This window comes from Escherichia sp. E1V33 (genome assembly GCF_004211955.1).
Classification (GTDB): domain Bacteria; phylum Pseudomonadota; class Gammaproteobacteria; order Enterobacterales; family Enterobacteriaceae; genus Escherichia.
The window spans coordinates 63,308-88,638 of record NZ_RHJI01000003.1 but is presented as its reverse complement, the minus strand read 5'-3'; the positions used below and the strand labels follow the sequence as shown (position 1 = coordinate 88,638).

22 protein-coding genes and 3 pseudogenes are annotated in these 25,331 nt (G+C 48.5%); 16 read left to right on the top strand and 9 right to left on the bottom strand.

The features are described from left to right. The first annotated feature begins 144 nt into the window (after positions 1–144). The 3 genes and pseudogenes from D9742_RS02110 to symE all read left to right on the top strand — a co-directional run bounded on the left by D9742_RS02110 (position 145) and on the right by symE (position 2,990). Entirely contained in the window at positions 145–1,995 is a 1,851-nt protein-coding gene (locus tag D9742_RS02110; RefSeq protein WP_047644686.1) for a nuclease-related domain-containing DEAD/DEAH box helicase, read from the top strand. Positions 1,996–2,230: 235 nt separating this feature from the next. Then, positions 2,231–2,434 (top strand): annotated as a pseudogene (locus D9742_RS02105) (type I restriction enzyme endonuclease domain-containing protein); the annotation flags it as partial. Positions 2,435–2,648: 214 nt separating this feature from the next. Further along, on the top strand, positions 2,649–2,990 hold the full coding sequence (gene symE, locus D9742_RS02100) for an endoribonuclease SymE (protein WP_097488857.1): 342 nt from the start codon (positions 2,649–2,651) through the stop codon (positions 2,988–2,990). 46 nt (positions 2,991–3,036) lie between these two features. Here symE and D9742_RS23320 read toward each other — a convergent pair whose 3' ends face one another. From D9742_RS23320 to D9742_RS02090, 3 genes and pseudogenes are all read right to left on the bottom strand, one after another. Continuing rightward, the gene (locus D9742_RS23320) at positions 3,037–4,200 is read right to left on the bottom strand and encodes a DUF1524 domain-containing protein (protein ID WP_240780503.1); all 1,164 of its coding nucleotides are present in this window, start codon (positions 4,198–4,200) and stop codon (positions 3,037–3,039) included. Between the two features lie 47 nt (positions 4,201–4,247). Further along, positions 4,248–5,130, bottom strand: a pseudogene (locus tag D9742_RS23315) (DUF262 domain-containing protein). A gap of 96 nt (positions 5,131–5,226) precedes the next feature. After that, the gene (locus D9742_RS02090) at positions 5,227–5,391 is read right to left on the bottom strand and encodes a DUF1127 domain-containing protein (RefSeq protein WP_130235841.1); all 165 of its coding nucleotides are present in this window, start codon (positions 5,389–5,391) and stop codon (positions 5,227–5,229) included. Positions 5,392–5,567: 176 nt separating this feature from the next. On the opposite strand from D9742_RS02090, the gene D9742_RS02085 reads away from it, so the two are divergent. After that, entirely contained in the window at positions 5,568–6,980 is a 1,413-nt protein-coding gene (locus D9742_RS02085; RefSeq protein ID WP_130235840.1) for a PLP-dependent aminotransferase family protein, read from the top strand. A 241-nt stretch (positions 6,981–7,221) separates the two neighbouring features. Here the strand turns inward: D9742_RS02085 and D9742_RS02080 are convergent, their stop codons facing one another. Then, complete coding sequence (locus D9742_RS02080) at positions 7,222–8,142, bottom strand: Rpn family recombination-promoting nuclease/putative transposase (RefSeq protein WP_130235839.1); 921 nt, start codon at positions 8,140–8,142, stop codon at positions 7,222–7,224. A gap of 186 nt (positions 8,143–8,328) precedes the next feature. On the opposite strand from D9742_RS02080, the gene D9742_RS02075 reads away from it, so the two are divergent. The 6 genes from D9742_RS02075 to D9742_RS02050 all read left to right on the top strand — a co-directional run bounded on the left by D9742_RS02075 (position 8,329) and on the right by D9742_RS02050 (position 14,079). Beyond that, positions 8,329–9,609, top strand: a complete 1,281-nt coding sequence (locus tag D9742_RS02075; RefSeq protein WP_130235838.1) for a DUF445 domain-containing protein — start codon at positions 8,329–8,331, stop codon at positions 9,607–9,609. Positions 9,610–9,724: 115 nt separating this feature from the next. Continuing rightward, positions 9,725–10,876 carry a double-cubane-cluster-containing anaerobic reductase gene (locus D9742_RS02070; protein ID WP_130235837.1) on the top strand — a complete coding sequence of 384 codons (1,152 nt, stop codon included), beginning with the start codon at positions 9,725–9,727 and terminating at the stop codon, positions 10,874–10,876. Between the two features lie 9 nt (positions 10,877–10,885). Continuing rightward, positions 10,886–11,653, top strand: a complete 768-nt coding sequence (gene yjiL, locus D9742_RS02065) for a putative 2-hydroxyacyl-CoA dehydratase activator YjiL (RefSeq protein ID WP_130235836.1) — start codon at positions 10,886–10,888, stop codon at positions 11,651–11,653. Further along, the gene (locus D9742_RS02060) at positions 11,650–11,907 is read left to right on the top strand and encodes a DUF3343 domain-containing protein (RefSeq protein WP_130235835.1); all 258 of its coding nucleotides are present in this window, start codon (positions 11,650–11,652) and stop codon (positions 11,905–11,907) included. The genes yjiL and D9742_RS02060 overlap by 4 nt, the downstream gene beginning before the upstream one ends. Before the next feature lie 64 nt (positions 11,908–11,971). Next, the gene (locus D9742_RS02055) at positions 11,972–12,832 is read left to right on the top strand and encodes a YjiK family protein (RefSeq protein ID WP_130235834.1); all 861 of its coding nucleotides are present in this window, start codon (positions 11,972–11,974) and stop codon (positions 12,830–12,832) included. A gap of 68 nt (positions 12,833–12,900) precedes the next feature. Continuing rightward, on the top strand, positions 12,901–14,079 hold the full coding sequence (locus D9742_RS02050; protein ID WP_130235833.1) for an MFS transporter: 1,179 nt from the start codon (positions 12,901–12,903) through the stop codon (positions 14,077–14,079). A gap of 12 nt (positions 14,080–14,091) precedes the next feature. Here D9742_RS02050 and kptA read toward each other — a convergent pair whose 3' ends face one another. Further along, the gene (kptA, locus tag D9742_RS02045) at positions 14,092–14,646 is read right to left on the bottom strand and encodes an RNA 2'-phosphotransferase (RefSeq protein WP_130235832.1); all 555 of its coding nucleotides are present in this window, start codon (positions 14,644–14,646) and stop codon (positions 14,092–14,094) included. Between the two features lie 250 nt (positions 14,647–14,896). Here kptA and D9742_RS02040 point away from each other — a divergent pair, with 250 nt between their 5' ends. From D9742_RS02040 to D9742_RS02020, 5 genes and pseudogenes are all read left to right on the top strand, one after another. Beyond that, the gene (locus D9742_RS02040; protein ID WP_001298014.1) at positions 14,897–15,580 is read left to right on the top strand and encodes a nucleoside recognition domain-containing protein; all 684 of its coding nucleotides are present in this window, start codon (positions 14,897–14,899) and stop codon (positions 15,578–15,580) included. Then, entirely contained in the window at positions 15,577–16,038 is a 462-nt protein-coding gene (locus tag D9742_RS02035; RefSeq protein WP_000211969.1) for a YjiG family protein, read from the top strand. Before D9742_RS02040 ends, D9742_RS02035 begins: the two co-directional genes overlap by 4 nt. A gap of 12 nt (positions 16,039–16,050) precedes the next feature. Further along, positions 16,051–17,223: a beta-aspartyl-peptidase gene (gene iadA, locus D9742_RS02030; protein ID WP_130235831.1), complete on the top strand. Its 1,173-nt coding sequence runs from the start codon at positions 16,051–16,053 to the stop codon at positions 17,221–17,223. A 64-nt stretch (positions 17,224–17,287) separates the two neighbouring features. Further along, on the top strand, positions 17,288–18,199 hold the full coding sequence (hypT, locus tag D9742_RS02025) for a hypochlorite stress DNA-binding transcriptional regulator HypT (protein WP_130235830.1): 912 nt from the start codon (positions 17,288–17,290) through the stop codon (positions 18,197–18,199). A 6-nt stretch (positions 18,200–18,205) separates the two neighbouring features. Beyond that, positions 18,206–18,578 (top strand): annotated as a pseudogene (locus D9742_RS02020) (putative PEP-binding protein); the annotation flags it as partial. A 47-nt stretch (positions 18,579–18,625) separates the two neighbouring features. On the opposite strand, the gene iraD reads toward D9742_RS02020, so the two are convergent. From iraD to uxuA, 4 genes are all read right to left on the bottom strand, one after another. Then, the gene (gene iraD / locus D9742_RS02015) at positions 18,626–19,009 is read right to left on the bottom strand and encodes an anti-adapter protein IraD (RefSeq protein ID WP_130235829.1); all 384 of its coding nucleotides are present in this window, start codon (positions 19,007–19,009) and stop codon (positions 18,626–18,628) included. A gap of 413 nt (positions 19,010–19,422) precedes the next feature. Beyond that, on the bottom strand, positions 19,423–20,196 hold the full coding sequence (uxuR, locus tag D9742_RS02010; protein ID WP_130235828.1) for a Uxu operon transcriptional regulator: 774 nt from the start codon (positions 20,194–20,196) through the stop codon (positions 19,423–19,425). Positions 20,197–20,411: 215 nt separating this feature from the next. Beyond that, on the bottom strand, positions 20,412–21,872 hold the full coding sequence (locus tag D9742_RS02005; protein ID WP_130235827.1) for a fructuronate reductase: 1,461 nt from the start codon (positions 21,870–21,872) through the stop codon (positions 20,412–20,414). 80 nt (positions 21,873–21,952) lie between these two features. Then, the gene (uxuA, locus tag D9742_RS02000; RefSeq protein ID WP_087933669.1) at positions 21,953–23,137 is read right to left on the bottom strand and encodes a mannonate dehydratase; all 1,185 of its coding nucleotides are present in this window, start codon (positions 23,135–23,137) and stop codon (positions 21,953–21,955) included. Between the two features lie 873 nt (positions 23,138–24,010). On the opposite strand from uxuA, the gene D9742_RS01995 reads away from it, so the two are divergent. After that, positions 24,011–25,276 (top strand): hypothetical protein, encoded by a 1,266-nt coding sequence (locus D9742_RS01995; RefSeq protein ID WP_130235826.1) that lies wholly within the window; start codon positions 24,011–24,013, stop codon positions 25,274–25,276. Positions 25,277–25,331: the final 55 nt, after the last annotated feature.

The following is a 25,331-nucleotide window of genomic DNA, read 5'->3' as shown; positions in this document are numbered from 1 at the left end:
TATTGGGGCGTGATAGATGTATTAATTTCCAAATATGCAAACATTCTGATACAGTCCCAAAAAGAAAATTATTACCAATCCAGACAATCAGCAAATAAATTAATAACAATTGAATTATAATCAACACGAATACAAGAGATTAACATGGCAACAATAATCCCAACAATCAGTAGCTGCAACGATAAAATTACTGCCGGAGAGAAAAGGCTGGCAAGAATTCTGGAAAGAGGACTAGGCGAAGAGTGCTGCTGTTGGTATGACATTCCCACGGGTGATAAGCATCTTCACCCAGATTTTATGATACTTTCGCCAGAAAAAGGCATTATTTTTCTCGAGGTAAAAGATTGGTTTATTACAAAAATAAAAAAAGCCAACAAGTCTAATGTTTTGTATGAGACACAAAATGGCATTCAATCTTTAAAGAATCCGATAGAACAAGTTAGGCGATATGCTTTCGAAGCTGTAAACCAGTTAAAAAAAGACCCCCTATTGTGCCAACAGGAAGATCGTTACAATGGCAATCTTCTTTTCCCCTATGGATATGGCGTCTACTTTAGTAATATTACACGAGAAGCATTAAATAATAAATTTACTCAAGAAGAGCTGCTCGGGATCTTCCCATCAGATCTTATCATCTGCAAAGACGAACTAAATGAATTCATGTCAAAAGGGGATGTTTCATCCAAAATACATTCGTTGATTAAATATGACTTCAAATGTCATGCTACACAAGAACAGTTGAACAGGATTAGATGGCACTTATACCCCGATGTCAGAATAGAAAGGGAAAAGAGAAGTAAAAACTGTGATGAATTTAGTGTCGATGCACCAACCATCATTTCTATCCTGGATACTCAACAGGAACAACTTGCCAGAAGTATGAGAGACGGCCACCGAATAATTCATGGTGTTGCAGGTTCAGGTAAGACATTGATCCTCTATCATCGCTGTCAGGAATTAGCGAAAAAAAATGACAGCGAAAAGCCAATACTTGTCATTTGCTACAATATTACTTTAGCCAAAAAACTTCGGTCGATGTTCATCAATCATCCCTTTGAAGAGAAAATAAAGGTTAATAATTTTCATGCTTGGTGTTTCCAACAAATTAAAGAAAACAAGATCACCATTCCAGAAGGGGATAATATTTTTGAAAATATGGAGCAAGCGTTGACTGATGGTTTCAACACAGGAAAAATAAAACCAGAACAATACAGCGCTGTATTAATTGATGAAGGACATGATTTTAAGCCCGAATGGTTAAAAATCCTGGCAAAAATGACTGACTCTCAGGACGAGAATTTGCTATTCCTTTATGATGATGCTCAGTCAATTTATCAAAAAAAGAAAGCATTAGACTTTACACTGTCCAGCGTGGATATTAAAGCGACAGGACGCACAACTATTCTTAATATAAATTATAGAAACACACAACAAATTCTACACTTTGCCAGTTGCATTGCATTTAATTATCTTAATAGCCATATCGATAGTTCTTTAACCTATCATAAACCTGCTGCGGGAGGAATGAATGGCGATTATCCCAAGCTTGAACATTTCGACACACAGGACGAAGAAATAGCAAGAGCAGTCAAATGGATTACAGAGCAAAATGAACAAGGGATTCCGTGGTCTGAAATTGCTATACTTAGTCCTTCAACTCACATCCTTTCTAACTCTCTAAGTTCTGTACTTGAATCGAAAAATATCCCCTTTAATCTTATTGTAAGCTCTGCAGATAAAAAGTCCTGGACGCCAGAACAAGAGCGTATTTCTGTTATGCCATTACCCAGCAGCAAAGGACTTGAGTTTCACTCAGTTGTCATTATTGATGCAGCGAGAACACGGGATAATAGTGATGATTTGAGTGAGGATATAAAGAGACTCTATGTAGGTTTTACCCGAGCACGTTGCAATCTCTTGGTAACCTTGCACGGTGAAGGTGCGTTAAATGAGCATCTACTAAGAACCTATAAGCAAAGCCCACAATATATGTAAAAATGATAAATTATCTCCATAACGCCCGGTAACGCTGTACCGGGCGTTATGAATGCATATCTAAGATATTAGTCACGCATGATAGCCGCCACCAAAAACACCATCATCTCCCTCGCCTCTTTGCGGTGATAAAAGCGTACCATTTTGCTGTTAAATTCCAGCGTTTTAGCCGCTGGAATTAACAAGATCAAACTTCCGGCAACGAAGATTCAGTTATTACAAATAATTACTGGAAAAAGAGATGAAAAGCGTGGTTGACAACACATCGAAATATCCTGACTGGAGTAAACGCGATGATATTAAAGCGAAACTGAAAGTTGAACTTATTCTGCTTCTACACAAGCATAAGTTCCCGCCAGTAGCGAATGATGATGTTTATATGGGTGTGCTGGCACAGGCAGAGAATTTTAAAGAACATCATATGAGTGCTTTAAATTAATTATGAAGGCTGGATACACTTTGTTATCCGGCCATTGTGAATTAATGTTAATTTTTCTTCCAAATCTTTCCAATAACGCTTTTATTATTTTCTATTTTTAGCTGGACTTCCCCTGTATTTACTGATGATATATCCAGGTATTTAGCGCGGTGCGGATGTGCGCCAACACACCCGCACCGCTAATCACAATCCCTATTTCTAAGGAATAGTAATCATGACTGACACGCATTCTATTGCACAACCGTTCGAAGCAGAAGTCTCCCCGGCAAATAACCGTCAATTAACCGTGAGTTATGCGAGCCGCTACCCGGATTACAGCCGTATTCCCGCCATCACCCTGAAAGGTCAGTGGCTGGAAGCCGCCGGTTTTGCCACTGGCACGGCGGTAGATGTCAAAGTGATGGAAGGCTGTATTGTCCTCACCGCCCAACCCGCCGCCGCCGAAGAGAGCGAACTGATGCAGTCACTACGCCAGGTGTGCAAACTGTCGGCGCGTAAACAAAAGCAGGTGCGGGAATTTATTGGGGTGATTGCGGGTAAACAGAAAGTCGCCTGATACATTGACCCGGTAGCGCCAGTGCTACCGGGTATTATTCGCCGCGTTATACCAAGGCGCTCTCCATCTGTTTTTCAAATGCCTGACGAATTAATCCCATAATGTAAGGAAGTTGTGCGAGGTCACTGAAACCAATTTCCACATCACCATTACCCCAGCGCCCAACATTTGTCACATCTTTGGCAATACCTTTCGGATCGACCAGTTCATGAAACTGCATATTAAGCGACAATCGCAGTCGGCTTTTTTGCGGCACAACATCAACAAAATTCGTTTCCGCTTTAAACGCAATATATAGCTTCAATACTTCCTGCGTGATCCCTGCGTCCAGGCGCATAATTTCATCGCGAAGATGATCGAATAACACCCGGCTATGCGAACCATCAGCAAGAAAAGGATAATCACTCAGGCTGTAACTGGTTTTGTTCTCAGGCTGTCCCCGATAAACAGCTAAAACCTCTTCAGGAAGAGAAAGCGCTTGCCAGACCTGAACCGCGAGATCGGCCAGACGATCGGCTCGGGCGTGAATGGCAGCTTCATCCCATTTTTCGCACTGTCCAAGACCGATATTCAAATAGAGCGGGCTATGCTTAAAGCCGTCTTCAATATCGCGTTTTTCTGCGAAAGGTCTGTCACTGTAACGGGAGTTATAGCGCGTTAAAGTGAGATTCCCCAACGTATGCAACAGTTCTTTATGAATGCGTTGCCAGTCGCTTCCCAGCTCTTCGCGCCATTTAGCCGACAAATTTTCGTTCTGCGGCATAATATGTTCAATCGTAAACTCTTCCACGCGCTCTCTGCGTTTATCGTTTTCCAGTCGTCGTAACCAGTAGCTGCGACTACGGAAGTTATAGAGATCGCGAACTTTTAATTCCCGTTTAAATTCATCATCGTTGGGGAAACGACGATATGAAGGTAGATTCAAAAAATGTACCTGAATACTTTCCAGATATTTTTCTTTATTAATGACCTTATAAAAAGTAGCAAACGTCTTGTTAAGAGAATTTGTCGGAATCGCACATACTGCACGGCGGAAAACATAAGATTCAATTAAACGAATTATGCTCAGGAAATCTTCGTGAGACAAAACGCCATTTTTATAATCATGATAAAGCGCCAGTAAGAAAGGATACGCCACATCGACCTTTAACTCGCGCAAATCCTGAAAAGCCGTAGCAAGCGATTTGTCACTTTCTTTTCCCAATGCCATTGCACAGTAATACTCCGCGTAGATATGAATATCTTCAACCAGCCGATCTACGCCTTTTTCAGCAACACGCTGGCTGCGGGCATGGAGTTTAAATGCCTCATAGACTTCATCTGTCCGAGGGATCTCCCCCGTTTTTACCGTCAGATAATGACGCATAAAACTGTCAAAATATTCGCTGTAACCTTGCTGACCAAAAGCGACTTCCATTGGACGCCAGTGATCTTCATACAACCGGGTTTGATGCTCTGGTTCGAGGCCCATCAGAATAAAATTGCGCACCAGATCGGCCTGACTTAACGCCTTACCGGTGGAGTTCATACTTTCAAAAATCAGTTGCGGATTATCCTGACCACGATTAAGCGCCACATCGACAATTAATAACTTTGCTAACCCACGACATAAGGGGATCAAGTCATCACCGAGTTTGGCAATTTGTTCATCAAAGAAAGTAAAGTTTTCCATTATTCGATGGGAATAGTTTTCTGGCATTGGTCTTTGTTTTATTAACGCCAGTAAACTGTCTTTATCAGTCTCGGTCAGCAGTAATTTAAAACCTTTCTCGCCGGACTCATAAGGATTGAGCAAATAATAATTACGCAATTTCATTGCCGAAAAGCCATCAAAAACTTCGTCTTCGCCAAGATGGCGCGATAAAGCCTCAATCAGCAACATTGCGGTCGTCAGCCGCTGCTGACCATCAATGACCAGCAACGGAGAAATACCAGAAACCTGATACAATCCCTGCTCTATATAAACAACCGAACCGATAAAATGCGCTGATATATCGTCACGCTTTCCTGCACGAATGATGTCGTCCCAAAGTTGCCGACATTGTTGTTCTGTCCATGAATAAGTCCGTTGATAAATGGGAATAACAAACTGCTGCGAACGTTTTAAAAAATCGAGTAGGCGAGCTTCTGTGGCTTTCATCCTGGCGTCCTTCCGTGAAGCAATAATGACGCAATAATAACCACTTCCTTGTGAAGGTTATAGCGAAATCCGGTTTATCCGCGACGAACTGCCCCCTCACTCCACATCCTCCCTGCGTAACCCAATATCCCTCAACCGCTCATCACTCATTTGCTGTAACACCCGCCAGGTCTGCTTTTTCAGCCACCAGCTCCTCACCGCCTGCCAGAGTTGTACGAAACCAATAAACGGCGCTTTAGCTTTGTTTTCATGAAATTCCATCGACTGCCTCCTCATCTTTCAGAGGCTTCATCATCCGCCTTCTGGCAGTTCACAATACAGATGCAAATATTACTTTTATTTAACATACAGACAGGTTAAAACAGCATCTGCATCCGGTTTTTTAGCCTCATCTGTACCGGTTTTTCTTTCTGTATGGTCCAAATAAGGAATACAGCATGACGCGTTATCAACATCTGGCAACTCTGCTTGCCGAGCGGATTGAGCAAGGGCTGTATCGTCACGGGGAGAAATTGCCGTCGGTGCGTAGCTTAAGTCAGGAGCACGGCGTCAGCATCAGCACCGTGCAGCAGGCGTATCAGACGCTGGAGACGATGAAGCTCATCACTCCGCAGCCGCGTTCGGGGTATTTTGTCGCACAACGTAAAGCCCAGCCGCCAGTGCCGCCGATGACGCGTCCGGTGCAGCGCCCGGTGGAAATTACCCAGTGGGATCAGGTACTGGATATGCTGGAGGCGCATAGCGACAGTTCCATTGTTCCGTTAAGCAAAAGCACGCCGGATGTCGAAACGCCCAGCCTGAAACCACTCTGGCGTGAGCTAAGCCGGGTGGTGCAGCATAATCTGCAAACCGTTCTCGGTTATGACTTGTTAGCCGGTCAGCGAGTGTTGCGAGAGCAGATTGCCCGCCTGATGCTCGACAGCGGCTCGGTGGTCACCGCCGATGACATCATCATCACCAGCGGCTGCCATAACTCGATGTCGCTGGCGTTAATGGCGGTGTGTAAACCGGGCGATATTGTCGCGGTCGAATCTCCCTGTTATTACGGTTCGATGCAGATGCTGCGCGGCATGGGCGTGAAAGTGATTGAAATCCCAACCGATCCAGAAACAGGCATCAGCGTTGAAGCGCTGGAACTGGCGCTGGAACAGTGGCCGATTAAAGGCATCATTCTGGTGCCAAACTGTAATAATCCGCTGGGATTTATTATGCCGGACGCGCGCAAACGGGCCGTTCTCTCTCTCGCCCAGCGTCATGATATTGTGATTTTTGAAGATGATGTCTACGGCGAGTTGGCAACGGAGTATCCGCGCCCGCGGACCATTCATTCCTGGGATATCGACGGGCGAGTGCTGCTGTGCAGTTCGTTCAGTAAAAGCATTGCGCCCGGCCTGCGCGTGGGTTGGGTCGCACCGGGGCGTTATCACGATAAACTGCTGCATATGAAATACGCCACCAGCAGCTTTAATGTACCGTCCACGCAAATGGCGGCGGCAACGTTTGTGCTGGAAGGTCACTATCATCGCCATATCCGGCGGATGCGGCAGATCTATCAGCGCAATTTGGCGCTTTATACCTGCTGGATACGGGAATATTTTCCCTGCGAAATCTGTATTACGCGCCCGAAAGGCGGATTTTTACTGTGGATCGAATTGCCTGAACAGGTCGATATGGTCTGCGTCGCGCGGCAGCTATACCGCATGAAAATCCAGGTGGCGGCAGGCTCGATTTTCTCAGCTTCCGGCAAATACCGTAACTGCCTGCGCATCAACTGTGCTTTGCCACTCAGCGAAACTTATCGCGAAGCGCTGAAGCAAATTGGCGAGGCCGTGTATCAGGCAATGGAATGAATTCGAATTAGTGGCGAGGCCCCTGATTTCCTCTCACGAATCGCCTGTGACTCGTTTTATCTTTGCAGGATCATAGCCACGTTCCGGCATGGCTTAGTAAAGTGCGCTTCGTTCATGCCGGATGCCATGTGAACGCCTTACCAGGTCTACAAAATATTAAAAGTTCAATATATTTAATGGGTTATGTAGACCTGATAAGCGTAGCGCATCAGGCAGCTTTGCGTTTGTCATCAGTCTCTGATTAGTACTCGAGCCATGAATCGTGCTCACGGTCAGGCAAGGGCTGCTCTAATGCCTGTATTTGCTCTGCCGAAAGTCCGGTAATCTTTTGTATCCATTCAGGATCTACCCCATTCTGCAAAAACAATCGAAGAATGCGCTGTTCCCCTTTTATATATCCATCATTATGAATTCGCTCTGCAATTGTCATTATTCGCTCCCTGTGGTGTGGCATTCGCCTGGTAAGTTCACTGATAAACTTCTTAAAACGCGCTTCATCGCCAGTCAGTAAAATGTAATTTAACAGCGCAGTTATCTGGCTGTCATTAGCACACTCTGTAACCAGTAATACTACCAGTTGGTCGATAAGCCCCATCAGATCGCGCTGGCGAATATGCTTTTGGATCAACTCCAACAGGGCGACTCTGCGATGCTGCACAATCTCGTCGTCCGGCACGACAGTGATATCCACTAGCGGGAACGCGGCGTTATAAAGCTTCCGTGCAGTAGTCGGGTCGGCAAATTCGTCCAACCAGCACAGGGACCAGGGATAAGGACTACGGCTACCGTGATAAAACAGCATCGGGATGACCAGCGGTAGCGGTTGGCGTTTATCATGCTCTATATGGCGCTGCATCACCGCCATGGAATAGCGCATCAGGCGAAAGGCCATATGAATATCCTCACGGCTCTGATGTTCAATCACCACATAAATATAGCCATCACCTTCGCGGGTCTTTACCGACCACAGAATATCGGAATGTAGCGCCCGCAATTTTTCATCGACAAAGCTGGCGGATTCCAGTTTTAAGGTGTCGAGATCGCACAGTTCACGTAAATCTTTGGGTAAGTGGATCTCCATAAAATCCCGCGCAGTGTCAGGGTGCGTGAGAAAGGTTTTAAATAATGAATCATGCGGCGTGCTGGTCGTGAAGTTTGTCATGGCGATCCATCACCTGTTGAAAAAGATGGCCCGACTTTAGCGACTAACAAAGCCATTCTCACCCGGCAATTTCCCGTTCCCCGAGGCGCTTTCCAGGCTATTTTTATTCCTCTGCAAGCGATACATTTTTATGGAAGATATCTCGCTTTTTGCGTTTTCTTACCGCCAGGCTCTATTCTTAACATTATGAATAAACTCATTGAACTCAGACGCGCCAAAATGTTGGCGCTCTCTTTGCTACTTATCGCCGCCGCTACCTTTGTCGTTACGCTGTTTTTGCCGCCCAATTTTTGGGTGAGTGGCGTGAAGGCGATTGCCGAAGCGGCGATGGTCGGTGCGTTGGCGGATTGGTTTGCGGTGGTGGCTCTGTTTCGCCGCGTGCCGATACCGATTATTTCTCGTCATACAGCGATTATCCCGCGTAATAAAGACCGGATTGGCGAAAATCTCGGTCAGTTCGTGCAGGAAAAATTTCTCGATACTCAGTCGCTGGTGGCATTGATTCGACGTCACGAACCGGCGTTGTTGATTGGCAACTGGTTTAGTCAGCCAGAAAACGCCCGCCGCGTGGGTCAGCATCTGTTGCAGATCATGAGCGGTTTTCTCGAATTAACTGATGATGCGCGTATTCAGCGCCTGCTTAAGCGCGCAGTGCATAAGGCGATAGATAAAGTGGATCTTTCCGGCACCAGTGCGTTGATGCTGGAGAGTATGACCAAAAACGATCGTCATCAGGTGCTGCTGGATACGCTGATCGCACAGTTGATCGCCCTTCTCCAGCGCGATAAATCGCGCAAGTTTATCGCCCAGCAAATTGTTCGCTGGCTGGAGAGCGAGCATCCACTGAAAGCCAAAATTTTGCCCACTGAATGGCTGGGCGAACATAGCGCGGAGTTGGTTTCTGACGCGGTGAATTCTTTGCTTGATGATATCAGTCGCGATCGCGCGCATCAGATCCGCCATGCGTTTGATCGCGCCACTTTTGCCCTGATCGACAAGTTGAAAAACGATCCGGAAATGGCGGCGCGGGCCGATGCCGTGAAAAGTTATCTGAAAGAAGATGAAGCTTTTAACCGCTATCTTGGTGAGTTGTGGGGAGATTTGCGGGAGTGGTTGAAAGCGGATATCAACAGCGACGATTCTCGGGTGAAGGAACGCATCGCGCGGGCGGGACAGTGGTTTGGCGAGACGTTAATTGCCGATGATGCCCTGCGCGCCTCGTTAAATGGTCATCTGGAACAGGCCGCGCACCGCGTCGCGCCAGAGTTTTCAGCATTCCTGACCCGCCACATTAGCGATACGGTAAAAAGCTGGGATGCGCGGGATATGTCGCGGCAAATCGAGTTAAATATCGGCAAAGATCTCCAGTTTATCCGCGTTAACGGTACGCTGGTCGGCGGTTGTATTGGGCTGATATTGTATCTTTTATCGCAAATTCCGGCCTTGTTCCCCCTCGGTCATTTTTAGAAATCCATGAAAAACTAAGTGATTAACCGCGAGGGAGATCAAATAAACCACACTAAAAGAATGGTAATAATGTGGCCTCTTTTCATTATCTCCCGTGTTACGGGGAAGGAAAATCATGTCACTTGTCACCGATTTACCCGCCATTTTCGATCAGTTCTCCGAAGCTCGCCAGAAAGGCTTTCTCACCGTCATGGATCTCAAAGAGCGCGGCATTCCGCTGGTTGGTACCTATTGTACGTTTATGCCGCAAGAGATCCCGATGGCTGCCGGCGCGGTTGTTGTCTCGCTCTGTTCCACTTCTGATGAAACCATCGAAGAAGCGGAGAAAGATCTGCCACGCAATCTTTGCCCGCTGATCAAAAGCAGCTATGGCTTCGGCAAAACCGACAAATGCCCCTACTTCTATTTTTCTGATCTGGTGGTCGGAGAAACCACCTGCGATGGCAAAAAGAAAATGTACGAATACATGGCGGAGTTTAAGCCCGTTCATGTCATGCAATTACCAAACAGTGTGCAAGATGATGCCTCACGTGCGTTATGGAAAGCCGAGATGCTGCGCTTACAAAAAGCGGTGGAAGAACGTTTCGGGCACGAAATTACCGAAGATGCGTTGCGCGATGCCATTGCTCTGAAAAACCGTGAACGTCGCGCGCTGGCCAATTTTTATCATCTGGGGCAGTTAAACCCTCCGGCACTTAGTGGCGGCGACATACTGAAAGTCGTTTATGGCGCAACTTTCCGGTTCGATAAAGACGCGTTGATCACTGAACTGGACATGATGACTGCCCGCGTTCGTCAGCAGTGGGAAGAAGGCCAGCGACTGGCCCCGCGTCCACGCATTTTAATTACCGGTTGCCCGATTGGTGGTGCGGCAGAGAAAGTGGTGCGCGCGATTGAAGAGAACGGCGGTTGGGTAGTCGGTTATGAAAACTGCACCGGCGCGAAAGCTACCGAACAATGCGTGGCGGAAACGGGCAATGTGTATGACGCTCTTGCTGATAAATATCTGGCGATTGGCTGCTCCTGTATTTCGCCAAACGATCAGCGCCTGAAAATGCTCAGTCAGATGGTGGAGGAGTATCAGGTCGATGGCGTGGTCGATGTAATTTTACAGGCGTGCCATACCTACGCGGTGGAATCGCTGGCGATTAAACGCCATGTTCGTCAGCAGCATAACGTTCCTTACATCGCTATTGAAACAGACTATTCCACATCGGATATCGGGCAACTCAGTACCCGCGTCGCAGCCTTTATTGAGATGCTGTAAGGAGCGGTGGTGACATATTCGATTGGTATTGATTCCGGTTCTACCGCCACCAAAGGGATCTTACTGGCAGACGGCGTGATTACGCGCCGTTTCCTTGTTCCTACGCCATTCCGCCCTGCAACGGCAATTACACAAGCCTGGGAAACTCTGCGTGAAGGGTTAGAGACAGTGCCGTTTCTGACGCTGACCGGTTACGGGCGGCAACTGGTGGATTTTGCCGATAAACAGGTAACGGAAATCTCCTGCCACGGGCTGGGCGCCCGCTTTCTTGCGCCAGCAACACGTGCGGTGATCGACATCGGCGGTCAGGACAGCAAAGTCATTCAGCTTGATGCCGACGGTAACCTGTGCGACTTCCTGATGAATGACAAATGCGCGGCAGGCACCGGGCGTTTTCTGGAAGTCATTTCCCGCACATTAGGCGCCAGCGTCGAGGAACTCGACAGCATTACCGAAAATGTACCACCGCACGCCATCAGCAGCATGTGTACTGTGTTTGCCGAATCGGAAGTAATCAGTCTGCGTTCTGCAGGTGTACCAGCGGAATCGATTCTCGCTGGTGTGATTAATGCTATGGCGCGACGCAGCGCCAATTTCATTGGCCGCCTCTCTTGTGAAGCGCCGATTCTGTTCACTGGCGGCGTGAGTCACTGTCAGAGTTTTACCCACATGCTGGAAAGCCATCTGGGAATGCCGGTACAAACTCACCCTGATGCGCAATTCGCTGGTGCAATTGGTGCGGCGGTGATCGGTCAGCGGCAGAGAAAACGCACATGAAAGAGTATCTGTTCTTATTTCACTCAACGGTCGGCGTTGTACAAATGCGTAAGGCGTTACAGGCAGCGGGTATGACCTTTCGCGTCGCCGATATTCCCCGTGAGTTACGCGGCTGCTGTGGGTTATGCATCTGGCTGACCTGTCTTCCTGGCGAAGAAACACAATGGATAATCCCCGGTCATACGGAATCAGTTTATTGCCAGCAGGATGGTGGCTGGCGCTGCATTGCACATTACGGGGTTTCTCCGCGTTAAGGATTCATTAAGATCGCTACGTATACTTCTCGATATCTTATTGATTTGCCTTAAAGGGATTACCGTGACAAAAAGTATTTCGTTAAGTAAACGCATCTTCGTTATTGTGATTCTTTTTGCCATTGTCGCAGTGTGTACTTTCTTCGTGCAATCTTGCGCCCGTAAAAGCAATCATGCAGCATCATTTCAGAATTACCACGCCACCATTGACGGCAAAGAAATTGCAGGCGTAACGAATAATATTTCTTCGCTGACCTGGTCGGCACAGAGCAATACCCTGTTTAGCACTATCAACAAACCTGCCGCCATTGTTGAAATGACCACCCATGGCGATTTGATCCGCACTATTCCTCTGGATTTTGTTAAGGATCTCGAGACGATCGAACACATTGGCGATAATCAGTTTGTCATTAGCGATGAACGCGATTACGCCATTTATGTGATTTCACTGACCCCAAACTCGGAAGTAAAAATCCTCAAAAAAATAAAAATCCCGCTGCAGGAATCCCCAACCAATTGCGGTTTTGAAGGGTTGGCCTATTCTCGCCAGGATCACACTTTCTGGTTTTTTAAAGAGAAAAATCCGATTGAGGTCTACAAAGTTAACGGGCTGTTGAGTAGCAATGAATTGCACATCAGCAAAGATAAAGCACTACAACGGCAATTTACTTTAGATGATGTGTCCGGCGCAGAATTTAACCAACAAAAAAATACGCTTCTGGTGCTGTCTCATGAATCTCGCGCACTCCAGGAAGTAACGCTGGCCGGCGAGGTTATCGGTGAAATGTCACTAACCAAAGGCAGTCGAGGTTTGTCGCATAACATCAAACAGGCCGAAGGGGTTGCGATGGATGCCTCGGGTAATATTTATATCGTTAGCGAACCAAATCGTTTTTATCGCTTTACCCCTAAATCATCGCATTAACAGGCTGGCATATTTCACCTTTTTGTTATTAACTTGTTAACAACAAAAAAATACAAACAAGGTTAAACATGCCCTCGTCCTCGCATCCCGTAGAACGCTTTTCTTTCAGCACCGCGCTTTTCGGGATGCTGGTTCTGACCTTAGGTATGGGATTAGGTCGCTTCCTTTATACGCCTATGTTGCCCGTCATGATGGCGGAAGGGGCGTTTTCATTTAGTCAGCTCTCGTGGATTGCCAGCGGCAACTATGCGGGGTATCTGGCTGGCAGTCTGCTATTTTCGTTTGGCACATTTCACCAGCCGTCGCGTCTGCGCCCATTTCTGTTGGCTTCTGCCCTGGCGAGCGGATTGTTGATCCTCGCAATGGCATGGTTGCCGCCATTTATTCTGGTGTTATTGATTCGCTTCCTGGCGGGTGTCGCCAGCGCCGGAATGCTGATTTTTGGTTCGACGCTGATTATGCAGCACACGCGCCACCCTTTTGTGCTGGCAGCTCTGTTTTCTGGCGTTGGCATTGGCATCGCGCTGGGCAATGAATATGTTCTGGCAGGTCTACATTTTGCCCTCTCCTCGCAAACGTTATGGCAAGGCGCCGGGGCGCTTTCTGGCATGATGCTGATTGCACTGGCACTTTTAATGCCCTCGAAAAAACACACCATCGCGCCAGCTCCATTGGCAAAAACGGAGCAACAGATAATGAGCTGGTGGTTACTGGCTATTCTGTACGGCCTGGCGGGATTTGGTTATATCATCGTCGCGACTTACCTGCCGCTCATGGCGAAAGATGCAGGCTCACCATTGTTAACCGCCCATCTCTGGACGTTAGTCGGCATCTCAATTGTACCAGGCTGCTTTGGCTGGCTATGGGCGGCAAAACGTTGGGGGGCTTTGCCCTGCCTGACGGCGAATTTGCTGGTGCAGGCTATCTGTGTGCTGCTTACTCTCGCCAGCGACTCGCCTCTCTTGCTTATCATCAGTAGTATTGGTTTTGGCGGCACCTTTATGGGCACGACCTCTCTGGTGATGACCATCGCCCGTCAACTGAGCGTACCGGGAAATCTCAATCTTTTAGGCTTTGTGACGCTCATTTATGGCATTGGGCAAATTCTTGGCCCAGCGCTAACCAGCATGCTCGGCAATGGAACATCGGCACTTGCCAGCGCCACTCTCTGCGGCGCGGCGGCGTTGTTTATTGCCGCGCTAATAAGCACAGTGCAATTATTCAAGCTGCAAGTGGTCGCTTCATAAGGGAAGTCTCCCTTACCACTCAAGAAATTCAACCGCAACCGTTGATGTCAGCCAGACCCCGTTTTCCGCTTGCCAGAAAGGGAGCCCTCGTTTCGCCATTTCCTGTGCTTTGACGGTTAAGATAACCGGCGAACCGTGCCTTTCTCCGACTTTGCGGGCCGTAGCTTCATCAGCAGAGAGATGCACATGATGACGCTCCCCTGCAATCAGCCCCTGTTTTTTTATCGCCTCAAGAAAACGGCTTGCCGTACCGTGGTAGAGAAATTGTGGCGGTGTTTTTTCGGTGAAGGCAATGGCGACCTGCGAAGTCGAATGCCCCTGAACAGCGCGAATACACTTACCATCACTGGAATAACTAAAGCGCTTTTTATCGCTGGTGGCGACCACGCTATCCAGTAATGCGCGGGTTAACCGCTTGCCCGCTTTTTGTGCACAGAGTATGAGCTTATCGATATCCGCCCATCCCTCACGGTCCAGCACGATGCCAATCGCCTCCGGTTTATGTCGGAGGACAAAACTTAAAAACTTGCTCGTTTCCGCCAGCTCTTTTTCGTTGTATTTTGCCATTTTGCATTCGTCCTTGTATTCGCCGCCTTTACTCACCAGTCGTTATTGTCACCGTGTTTACTAATTTTCTGCAACACAATCCTTACAGGAAGGTTCTCCGCGCAGCGTAATTTTTCCACTATGCAAAAAACGCATAGCCAGAAACATACTTGCATTTTCCCCATACCCACATGACTGATAAGGTTTTTCAGCTCCAGGAATTTTCCTGGTAGTCGCAACACACATACACAAAAAAACAATGGGGATTGTTATGACACAACAAGGGGATGCTGTAGCTGGGGAGCTGGCGACAGAAAAAGTGGGCGTTAAAGGGTATCTGGCCTTTTTTCTCACGATTATCTTTTTTTCCGGAGTTTTTTCCGGGACAGACAGCTGGTGGCGGGTTTTTGACTTTTCCGTTCTGAACGGATCGTTTGGGCAACTGCCTGGTGCGAATGGAGCTACAACCTCGTTTCGCGGCGCAGGTGGCACAGGGGCTAAAGATGGCTTTCTCTTTGCGCTGGAGCTGGCACCGTCAGTCATTCTCTCTCTGGGGATTATTTCAATTACCGATGGTCTTGGTGGATTACGCGCCGCGCAGCAGTTAATGACGCCCGTGCTAAAACCGTTGTTGGGCATTCCAGGCATCTGTTCACTGGCGCTAATCGCCAACCTGCAAAACACTGATGCCGCCGCCGGTATGACCAAAGAGCTGGCACAGGAAGGTGAAATTACCGAACGTGATAAAGTGATTTTCGCCGCTTATCAAACCAGCGGTAGCGCCATCATCACCAACTATTTCTCTTCTGGCGTCGCCGTGTTTGCCTTTCTGGGGACGTCCGTAATCGTACCTTTAGCTGTCATCCTGGTGTTTAAATTTGTCGGTGCCAACATTTTACGTGTCTGGCTTAACTTCGAAGAACGTCGCAACCCAACGCAAGGAGCGCAAGCATGACAACTCAGGTCCGCAAAAATGTCATGGATATGTTTATCGATGGCGCACGCCGTGGCTTTACTATCGCCACCACTAACCTGCTGCCGAACGTGGTGATGGCATTTGTCATCATTCAGGCACTGAAAATTACTGGTCTGCTCGACTGGGTGGGGCATATCTGTGAACCGGTGATGGCGTTGTGGGGATTGCCCGGCGAAGCGGCAACTGTCCTTTTAGCCGCATTGATGAGTATGGGTGGCGCGGTCGGCGTTGCCGCCAGCCTGGCGACCGCTGGCGCATTAACCGGCCACGATGTCACGGTATTACTACCCGCGATGTATTTAATGGGCAACCCGGTGCAAAATGTCGGTCGCTGCCTGGGAACAGCCGAAGTGAATGCCAAATATTACCCGCATATCATTACGGTCTGCGTAATTAACGCATTGCTGTCGATCTGGGTTATGCAGATTATTGTTTAACAAGGAGTTACCATGATTGATTATTCCGCAGCCGGTTTTACCCTGCTGCAGGGAGCACATTTGTATGCACCTGAAGATAGGGGAATTTGCGATGTCCTCGTCGCTAACGGCAAGATTATTGCCGTTGCCAGCAACATCCCTTCTGACATCGTTCCGGACTGCACGGTTGTCGATCTCAGCGGGCAGATCCTCTGCCCAGGTTTTATTGATCAACACGTCCATTTAATTGGCGGTGGCGGCGAAGCTGGCCCTACCACACGTACGCCGGAAGTGGCATTAAGTCGTCTGACAGAAGCGGGCGTCACGTCAGTGGTTGGTCTGCTCGGCACCGACTCTATCTCTCGTCACCCGGAATCCTTACTCGCCAAGACTCGTGCGCTCAATGAAGAAGGCATCAGCGCCTGGATGCTGACCGGTGCTTATCATGTGCCTTCCCGTACCATTACAGGCTCGGTGGAAAAAGATGTGGCGATTATCGATCGCGTGATTGGCGTGAAATGTGCCATCTCAGATCACCGCTCGGCCGCACCGGATGTTTATCATCTGGCCAATATGGCGGCGGAATCCCGCGTTGGAGGTTTGCTCGGCGGTAAACCTGGCGTCACCGTGTTCCACATGGGCGACAGCAAAAAGGCGTTACAGCCCATCTATGACCTTCTTGAGAACTGCGACGTACCCATCAGCAAGTTGCTGCCGACCCACGTTAACCGTAATGTTCCATTGTTTGAGCAGGCGCTGGAATTCGCGCGCAAAGGCGGCACCATCGATATCACCAGCAGCATTGACGAACCGGTCGCCCCTGCCGAAGGTATTGCCCGCGCCGTTCAGGCGGGTATTCCGCTGGCTCGCGTTACCCTTAGCTCCGACGGCAACGGCAGTCAGCCGTTCTTTGACGACGAAGGGAATTTAACGCATATCGGCGTTGCGGGTTTTGAGACGTTGCTGGAAACCGTTCAAGTGCTGGTCAAAAACTATAGTTTCAGCCTTAGCGATGCCCTGCGCCCACTCACCAGCAGCGTCGCTGGTTTCCTTAACCTGACCGGTAAAGGCGAAATTCTGCCGGGCAACGACGCGGATCTGTTAGTGATGACACCACAGTTGCGTATTGAGCAGGTATACGCTCGCGGCAAACTGATGGTCAAAGACGGCAAAGCGTGTGTGAAAGGGACGTTTGAAACTGCATAAGCAGTTGTCAGCCGCCCGAATGGACGTAGAATGCCCGCAAGGGCGGCTGACAGAGTAAAACGTAATGGATGACAGTGGTGCGGTTTTGCATAATATTGAAACCAAATGGCTTTATGATTTTCTGACCCTGGAAAAATGCCGTAACTTTTCCCAGGCGGCAGTCAGTCGCAACGTCTCACAACCGGCATTCAGCCGCCGGATACGCGCGCTGGAACAGGCGATTGGCGTTGAGTTATTTAATCGCCAGGTAACGCCGCTACAACTCTCGGAACAAGGGAAAATATTCCATTCGCAGATCCGTCATCTGTTGCAACAGTTAGAGAGCAACCTTGCAGAACTCCGTGGTGGCAGCGATTACGCGCAACGCAAAATTAAAATAGCCGCTGCACACTCTCTTTCCCTCGGACTGTTACCGTCCATTATCAGCAAGATGCCGCCGCTCTTTACCTGGGCGATTGAAGCTATTGATGTCGATGAAGCGGTCGATAAACTGCGCGAAGGGCAAAGTGATTGTATTTTTTCTTTTCACGACGAAGACTTACTGGAAGCGCCGTTCGACCACATTCGGTTGTTTGAATCACGTCTGTTCCCCGTCTGTGCCGTTAACGAACACGGAGAAGCGCTTTTTAGCCTCGCGCAGCCGCACTTTCCTCTACTTAACTACAGTCGTAACTCCTACATGGGGCGATTGATTAACCGCACCCTGACGCGCCACTGCGAGTTAAGTTTCAGCACCTTTTTCGTGTCTTCAATGAGCGAGTTATTAAAGCAGGTTGCCCTCGACGGCTGTGGGATTGCCTGGCTGCCGGAGTACGCCATCCAACAAGAAATTCGCAGCAGGCAGCTCGTTGTGCTGAATCAGGACGAATTAGTTATCCCGATTCAGGCCTACGCATACCGAATGAATACCCGCATGAATCCAGTAGCCGAACGCTTCTGGCGTGAACTGCGCGAGCTGGAGATTGAACCTGGCTGAAAGTTTTCTGCAGAAAATCTTCCGGCGCCAGGAATTATGATTGAGGTTCCTGCCGCAGTCATGATTGCAGACAAATTAGCCCAGTGAAGTCGATTTCTTTTCCATCGGCACCAACGATCTGACGCAATATATTATGGCGGCAGACAGAGGAAATAGTACCGTCGCGGAACTGGTCGATTAGCGTAATGACGCGGTGATTAACGCTATTGCTATGGTGTGTCAGGCCGGACGTAATAATGAAATTCCGGTCAGTATGTGCGGCGAAATGGCTGGAGATAACCAGCAAACAGCACGACTACTCACCATGGGGATTGATAAGCTCAGTGCCAGTCCATCCCGGCTTCCGGCCATGAAAGCAGCAATCAGAACTTCCCACTAAGTGGGGCCTAACGCGATACGTCTTGCGCGTATCGCGTTTCCCATCATTTACTGCGGCATCGTGCGATGCCAGCGCCCCTTCTGCCAGACCAGGTCAAGCGTTAGCGGCTCATCATCGTGGTACAGCATCATCTCCAGACTAATACCCAACTCGTGGCAATAGACTTCTTTCAGATTGACCTGCAATGCCGCTATACGTGGTTCATGAAATAAAAGCGCGGAACGTAACTGGCGGCAATACCAACTCTGGAGAAGCTTGTCGCTCTGCTTATGCCCTTGCCACTCAGGCATGCCTGAAACAAGTAATATTGGTAGCGGTGAATGGGGAGAACTAAAAAGTTGAAAGAGATCCCGGCATACGGAATCACGCAGCGATAACGTATTGTTCCCTGTATTTTCAGGTAATAGCGTCTGAACTGATTGGCGCATCATTTTGCGCACTCCTGACGTTTAGTGGCATCTGTATCCTGCCCTGGCTGCTGGACACCACTGGGTTGATGCTCATATTCCATAATCATTCCTTTGTTCTCATTGCGTCCCTGACACTTTCATAAGGGATTTATAAGATCCGCCAAAGATAAAACACTGGACTGAAAAAAATATCCACTGACTTTTTATTTAAAAAGGGGTCATTTGACAAAAGTCATTAAACATAACGGAAATACGTTAACATATTCTGATTATTCCGAATAATTTCTCAGTGTTAAACTGATATATAATTATTCCAAAACAATATATCGTACGTAATGATTAAATTACGCATAATATATTCTGCAGAACATAATTAATGATTCAGGGAATATACATAGTGCAAAGCGGTTCAACTTTGCACCAGAAATGAGGGATCAGGCGTCTACTTTATCCAACGGCCACGAGTCAAACAGATAACCATCGAAATAGATGTCATCAACGTTAGAGAACTCCAGCAAGCGCTGTTTCACATTCTCCAGATGCTGCCACATCGCCAGTTTTGCCGCGCGGGCATCTTTCTTGATTAACGCAGCCAGGATCTGTTTGTGATCGTCCAACCACTCTTTGCGGTATAAGCTGTCATCGAGATGGCTATGTAACTGGATCCACATCGGGTTATTTTCGCGCCACTCCCAGGACTGACGGAACAACTCTACCAGCATGCTGTTATGCGTGGCTTCAGCAATAGCAAGGTGGAACTGCATGTCGCCGCTTTCGCTACTGCCCGGCGCACTGGAGGCCAGTTCACGCTCTTCCAGTTGCAATGCCTGACGCATTTTAACGATGTCTTCGCGGGTGGCCTGCAAAGCGGCAAACTCGGCGATGTTACTTTCCAGCAACTGACGCGCCTGTAACAGTTCAAAAGGACCGGCGTCATTGCAGACGTTGGCCTCTGCGCTCTCTGCATGATGGCTGGGTAAACTGTCGAGAACATAAATACCGGCACCACGTCGTACTTCTACCAGCCCTTTGATCTCCAGCATTATCAACGCTTCACGCACCACGGTCCGTGTGACATCAAGCATCTCTGCAATTTCACGCTCCGGCGGCAGCCGTTCGCCAGGGCTGTACGGCGTCTTGATGATCAGATCGCGGATCATCGCTCCGACTTCCTGGTAAGGTCTTTGCACAGAGGTGGCAGGTTTCATGGTGTTGTGTCCGTTAGGTGCGATTAATCAAATTTTTGCCGGATGCGGCGTGAACGCCTTATCCGGCCTACATCGGGCAATTTTACGTTGACCGTCAATCACAAACTATATCATTTGCATAAAAGGTTGGCACGTACAGCGGGGCAGTATAAACGAAAACAGGTCAACCAAATTTTCATTTGATTGACCAGTAAGTCTGTAGGGTAATCAGTCAGTTACAGTGCAGCCACACACTCACGCGCGCCGCGCTCGCACAGTTGCTGATAAGCCGCAGTCACCGCACCAACAAAGTCTGCATTTTGTGGCAGATCATCGGCAAAGATACCGCTCAGGCCCAGTAGCGCTTTCACGCGTTCTGCGCCCTGATACTGCGCGTTAATCTTCTGGAACTCAGCCAGCATCGGGTCTACCACGTCGATAGCGTTACCTTGCTCATCCACGCCCTGGGTGTAACGCATCCAGCCCGCTACGCCCAGCGCCAGATGACGCCAGCTACCGCCGTTTTGCAGGTGCAAACGCACCGGGTCCAGCAGACGCTGCGGTAACTTCTGGCTGCCGTCCATCGCAATCTGCCAGGTACGGTGACGCAGAGACGGGTTGCTGAAACGCTCGATCAGCAGCGTCGCATAAGCGTTCAGGTCAGTCCCTTCCGGCATTGACAGCGTTGGCGCTTGTTCCTGCATCATCAGGGCAAAGGCCGCTTTGCGATAATCCGGGTTAGTCATGGTGTCAGCAATGGTTTCATAGCCGCCGAGGTAACCGAGGTACGCCAGGAAAGAGTGGCTGCCGTTCAGCATACGCAGCTTCATCATTTCGAACGGCACAACGTCTGCAACGAACTGTGCGCCGACTTTATCCCAGTCCGGGCGACCATTAACGAAGTTATCTTCAATCACCCACTGACGGAACGGTTCGCAGGCAATGGCGCACGGGTCATAAACGCCCAGCTGGTCAGCAATTTCCTGTAAGGTTTCTGGCGTCGCCGCCGGAACGATGCGGTCAACCATGGTGCACGGGAAGGTGACGTTCTCTTCAATCCATGCCGCCAGCTGCGGATCACGTGCCTGAGCCAGACCGAGAACGGCAACTTTCGCCACATGACCGTTTTCACGTACGTTGTCGCAGGACATTACGGTAAACGCTTTCAGCCCTTTTTCACGACGCAGACGCAGGGCTTCTACGATGTAACCAATCGCGGACTTCGGCGCAGTCGGGTTTTCCAGATCGTGCTTGATCAGCGGGTTATTGAGATCCAGCTGACCGCTTGCCGCATCGGCGCAGTAGCCTTTTTCCGTGACCGTCAGGGAGACAATCGCCGTCTGCGGACGCGCCATCGCGTTGAGAATACCTTCGCAGCCGTCGATTTCCGGATGCAGCGCTTCTTTCATCGAACCGATAATTTTCAGCTCGGTGCTTTCTGCGCCTTTTTCCGCTACGGTGTACAGCAGTTGCTGTTTTTTCAGGTTTTCGATCAGCACGCGGTCGTTGCCTGGCATCAGGTTAACTTCGCAGATGCCCCAGTCGCTGTCGGTGCTTTCCAGCAGATGATGGGTATACAGCGCCTGGTGCGCGCGGTGAAACGCTCCGCAACCGAGATGCACAATGCGTGATTCCAGACGAGAATGATCCCATGACGGGCGGGCAACCGGCAGATTGCTGTCAACAATAGTAGTCATCGTAAACTCCAGAATCCGTCTTCAGAGAGTGACGGCAAGGAAGAAGGAACCGGCACGGCGCGCAGCCATGCCGGTGGATATTAACGGCTAAAGAAAGCGCGCTGGATCGCCATTTCGACGCCGCGAACTTCGGCCAGGCCTTTCAGACGACCAATTGCGGAGTAACCTGGGTTGGTTTTCTTCTTCAGGTCGTCCAGCATCTGGTGACCGTGGTCCGGACGCATCGGGATCAGGTCTTCTTTGCCTTCCGCTTTACGACGGTGTTCTTCTTCAACAATCGCTTTCACCACTTCGTACATATCAACGTCACCGTTCAGGTGCGCCGCTTCGTGGAAGGTTTTCGGGTTATCTTCACGCATGGTGGAGCGCAGATGGGTGAAGTAAATACGCGGACCGAACTGCTTGATCATATCAACCAGATCGTTGTCTGCACGCACGCCGTAGGAACCGGTGCACATGGTGAAACCGTTCGCCATGCTGTTTACGGTATCAACCATCCACTGCATATCTTCAATGGTGGAAACGATACGCGGCAGGCCGAGGATCGGGCGCGGCGGATCGTCCGGGTGAACAGCCATACGCACGCCAACTTCTTCGGCAACTGGAATGATCGCCTTCAGGAAGACGGCAAAGTTTTCGCGCAGCTTCGCTTTGTCGATATCTTTGTACAGCTCCAGGTGCTTACGGAACTGGTCGAGGGTATAACCCTCTTCCGCGCCCGGCAGACCTGCGATGATGTTACGGGTCAGACGCGCTTTGTCTTCGTCGCTCATGGTGGCGAAGCGTTCAGCGGCCTGAGCAATTTCTTCTTCGGTGTAATCCGCTTCCGCGCCTGGACGCTTCAGGATGTGCATTTCGAATGCAGCGAACTCGATCTGGTCGAAGCGCAGAGCTTTGGAGCCGTCTGGCAGCACGTATTCGAGGTCAGTACGGGTCCAGTCGAGCACCGGCATGAAGTTATAGCACACGGTGCGGATACCGCACTGCGCCAGGTTGCGCAGGGTCTGCTGATAGTTAGCGATCCACTGCTCATAGTTGCCAGTGTGGGTTTTGATATCTTCGTGAATTGGCACGCTTTCCACGACAGACCACACCAAGCCTGCGTCTTCAACGATAGCCTTGCGTTTGAGGATCTCTTCAACGGACCATACTTCGCCGTTCGGGATATGGTGCAGCGCGGTAACCACGCCAGTTGCGCCCGCCTGACGGACATCAGCTAAAGAAACCGGATCGTTAGGGCCGTACCAGCGCCAGGTCTGTTCCATGTTTATTCCTCTTTCACATAGTGGGTTCAACAGCGAAGAGACGCGGAACCCCGGAGTTGTTTAGGTATCCGAATGAACGACCAGACCGCAGCCGTGGCGTTGCATCGGATGAGATGGCGTATAAGTTCTACCTTTTGGTAATACATGTCAACCTGAAATCTAAAATTGGTTAACCACATCACAAGAAATCTACTCTCTTGCCGGTTATTGCAAATGAGAACAAGAGGGGATCGGCGGTTAGCGTTCGGGGGATGTGACATTCATCGCAATAATGGTTGACCAATTTACATAACGTGTCGTCCAACATAACAATGGATTAACCTGGAGAGTTAAAAACGTTATTGGTTTCTCGGCAATTGTAGTGGCGATTGCGCTCGTGCTGTTCTACACCACGCGGTCTCGATTGGTTAGCTCGTGACCGAAACACCGCAAGAAGATTTTTACATACCAGAGTCTGATTATTTAACGACAGCCGCCCAGCGGGTTAACCCAGGCGGGGTTATACGCAAGTAGTGGTGAAGCCCTACTCCACCACGGCGTCTACCTGACCAGCGTCCTGAAGCTGCCCAAAACACAATCCCCCTGCAGAGACTATCCTCTGGTCGCCTATTTAAAAATAAATATTGAACTATTACGAAAAAGAAATGTGATTTATTACCATAACAACGGTGACTACTCTAATAATATGGCTTGTGAATGGAACTGAATAATTAATGGCAATTTACTACAGATAAAATGTCTGACGAGATTCAATCATTACATGTTTAACTTGCCAGACATTTATTTTATCATAAAGAATATTGCAGATTCATCGATTAATATTCAACGTGTAGACGTCATATCAGATATGTTATTTCAAAGGGATTAACTCCAATGGCACACAGTATAAAGCAATGTTTCCATGCAGTAGGTAAAGGTACTCTTTATACCGGACAGATAAAAAACATGTCTGGTAACAGCACATTCAATATAGTGTATGATTGTGGTTCCACCAGCAGAACGACAATCATAAATAAGATCCATAGCTTACCCAAATGGTTTAAAAATACTCCCGGCTCAAGGGTGATTGATATGTTAGTCATTTCTCATTTTGATGATGACCACGTAAATGGGTTAGAAGAGCTTTTAAGGCTTTATCGGGTTAAAAAACTCGTTCTCCCTTATACGGAATGGACACAAAGTGTACGTGAAATCGCAGTATTAGGAAAAAAAGGCGTCTCTCCCAGTGTTGCACTTTTTCAGTTGAACCCACTCAGGTGGCTACAGATGAATAATCTAAATGGCAGTGTGGAGCAATTAACTCTGGTGCAGGGAGATGCCCCTCCAGATGATAATCATGAGGAGCCAAACAGCCCTCCGCGTTATCCACTCAATGCAGACTTTAACAATCTTAACTTTCAAAATAATGAAAGAGAGGCAATACAGCAGATTGATCTCTTTGGGAAGGAAGGGGCTTTTTTAAAATTTAAAAGTTCAGGAAATCAAACTGGTCCGGTTATCAGAACAATAGACCACGCAGTTCCATTATACAGTACAGACAGCGCTTACGAATTTATGTTCTATAACGTTGTGAAATCTTTTAAAGGATTAGGGCTGGTCCGTGTTCAATCAGGTGAAATTTGCGCATTAAAATCAGAAGTCCCGTTAAAAGATGTAAAAGCGGAGATTGAGCTTCTTATTGATTCCTTAGGACTTACAAATGACATTAGTTCTCTTCCACCTGATTGGAGAAAAAAACTTAAAGCCTGTTATCAAAAACATTTTGGTCACACAGCTAAAGCAAAAAATAATATTTCGTTATGTATGTATGTTGGACGAACAATTAACTCTATTATTGATTCGATGGCTCAACACGCTACTCTTCTTACCGGTGATATTAACCTGACCAAGGATGTCGCTTGCGATATGCTTGACCATTTTGGCCCCAGACGCAAGAAATCAATAAGCGTCATACAAGTTCCTCATCATGGTTCCAGAGACTATTGGTCAGCAGAAAATGCCAGCCTTTTCGTGCCAGCTATATTTGTCCAGTGTGTCACCCCATCCAAAAACCATCCACATCCTGATGTTACGTTAGATATAGAGAAAACAGGTTGTACTGTGCAATATGCAAACCGCATAAGCGAATATAATTTCTAAGCTAATATTGTCTGGCTGTTGGGAGCTAAAAAATATAAATATCGCCAGTTGCCAG

What these genes read in the sequence shown, in the direction of transcription:
- D9742_RS02110 (WP_047644686.1), top strand. Translation starts at nt 145, where the DNA reads ATGGCAACAATAATCCCAACAATCAGTAGCTGCAACGATAAAATTACT.
- symE (WP_097488857.1), top strand. Translation starts at nt 2,649, where the DNA reads ATGACTGACACGCATTCTATTGCACAACCGTTCGAAGCAGAAGTCTCC.
- D9742_RS23320 (WP_240780503.1), bottom strand. Translation starts at nt 4,200, where the DNA reads ATGGCATTGGGAAAAGAAAGTGACAAATCGCTTGCTACGGCTTTTCAG.
- D9742_RS02090 (WP_130235841.1), bottom strand. Translation starts at nt 5,391, where the DNA reads ATGGAATTTCATGAAAACAAAGCTAAAGCGCCGTTTATTGGTTTCGTA.
- D9742_RS02085 (WP_130235840.1), top strand. Translation starts at nt 5,568, where the DNA reads ATGACGCGTTATCAACATCTGGCAACTCTGCTTGCCGAGCGGATTGAG.
- D9742_RS02080 (WP_130235839.1), bottom strand. Translation starts at nt 8,142, where the DNA reads ATGACAAACTTCACGACCAGCACGCCGCATGATTCATTATTTAAAACC.
- D9742_RS02075 (WP_130235838.1), top strand. Translation starts at nt 8,329, where the DNA reads ATGAATAAACTCATTGAACTCAGACGCGCCAAAATGTTGGCGCTCTCT.
- D9742_RS02070 (WP_130235837.1), top strand. Translation starts at nt 9,725, where the DNA reads ATGTCACTTGTCACCGATTTACCCGCCATTTTCGATCAGTTCTCCGAA.
- D9742_RS02060 (WP_130235835.1), top strand. Translation starts at nt 11,650, where the DNA reads ATGAAAGAGTATCTGTTCTTATTTCACTCAACGGTCGGCGTTGTACAA.
- D9742_RS02050 (WP_130235833.1), top strand. Translation starts at nt 12,901, where the DNA reads ATGCCCTCGTCCTCGCATCCCGTAGAACGCTTTTCTTTCAGCACCGCG.
- kptA (WP_130235832.1), bottom strand. Translation starts at nt 14,646, where the DNA reads ATGGCAAAATACAACGAAAAAGAGCTGGCGGAAACGAGCAAGTTTTTA.
- D9742_RS02040 (WP_001298014.1), top strand. Translation starts at nt 14,897, where the DNA reads ATGACACAACAAGGGGATGCTGTAGCTGGGGAGCTGGCGACAGAAAAA.
- D9742_RS02035 (WP_000211969.1), top strand. Translation starts at nt 15,577, where the DNA reads ATGACAACTCAGGTCCGCAAAAATGTCATGGATATGTTTATCGATGGC.
- iadA (WP_130235831.1), top strand. Translation starts at nt 16,051, where the DNA reads ATGATTGATTATTCCGCAGCCGGTTTTACCCTGCTGCAGGGAGCACAT.
- hypT (WP_130235830.1), top strand. Translation starts at nt 17,288, where the DNA reads ATGGATGACAGTGGTGCGGTTTTGCATAATATTGAAACCAAATGGCTT.
- iraD (WP_130235829.1), bottom strand. Translation starts at nt 19,009, where the DNA reads ATGATGCGCCAATCAGTTCAGACGCTATTACCTGAAAATACAGGGAAC.
- uxuR (WP_130235828.1), bottom strand. Translation starts at nt 20,196, where the DNA reads ATGAAACCTGCCACCTCTGTGCAAAGACCTTACCAGGAAGTCGGAGCG.
- D9742_RS02005 (WP_130235827.1), bottom strand. Translation starts at nt 21,872, where the DNA reads ATGACTACTATTGTTGACAGCAATCTGCCGGTTGCCCGCCCGTCATGG.
- uxuA (WP_087933669.1), bottom strand. Translation starts at nt 23,137, where the DNA reads ATGGAACAGACCTGGCGCTGGTACGGCCCTAACGATCCGGTTTCTTTA.
- D9742_RS01995 (WP_130235826.1), top strand. Translation starts at nt 24,011, where the DNA reads ATGGCACACAGTATAAAGCAATGTTTCCATGCAGTAGGTAAAGGTACT.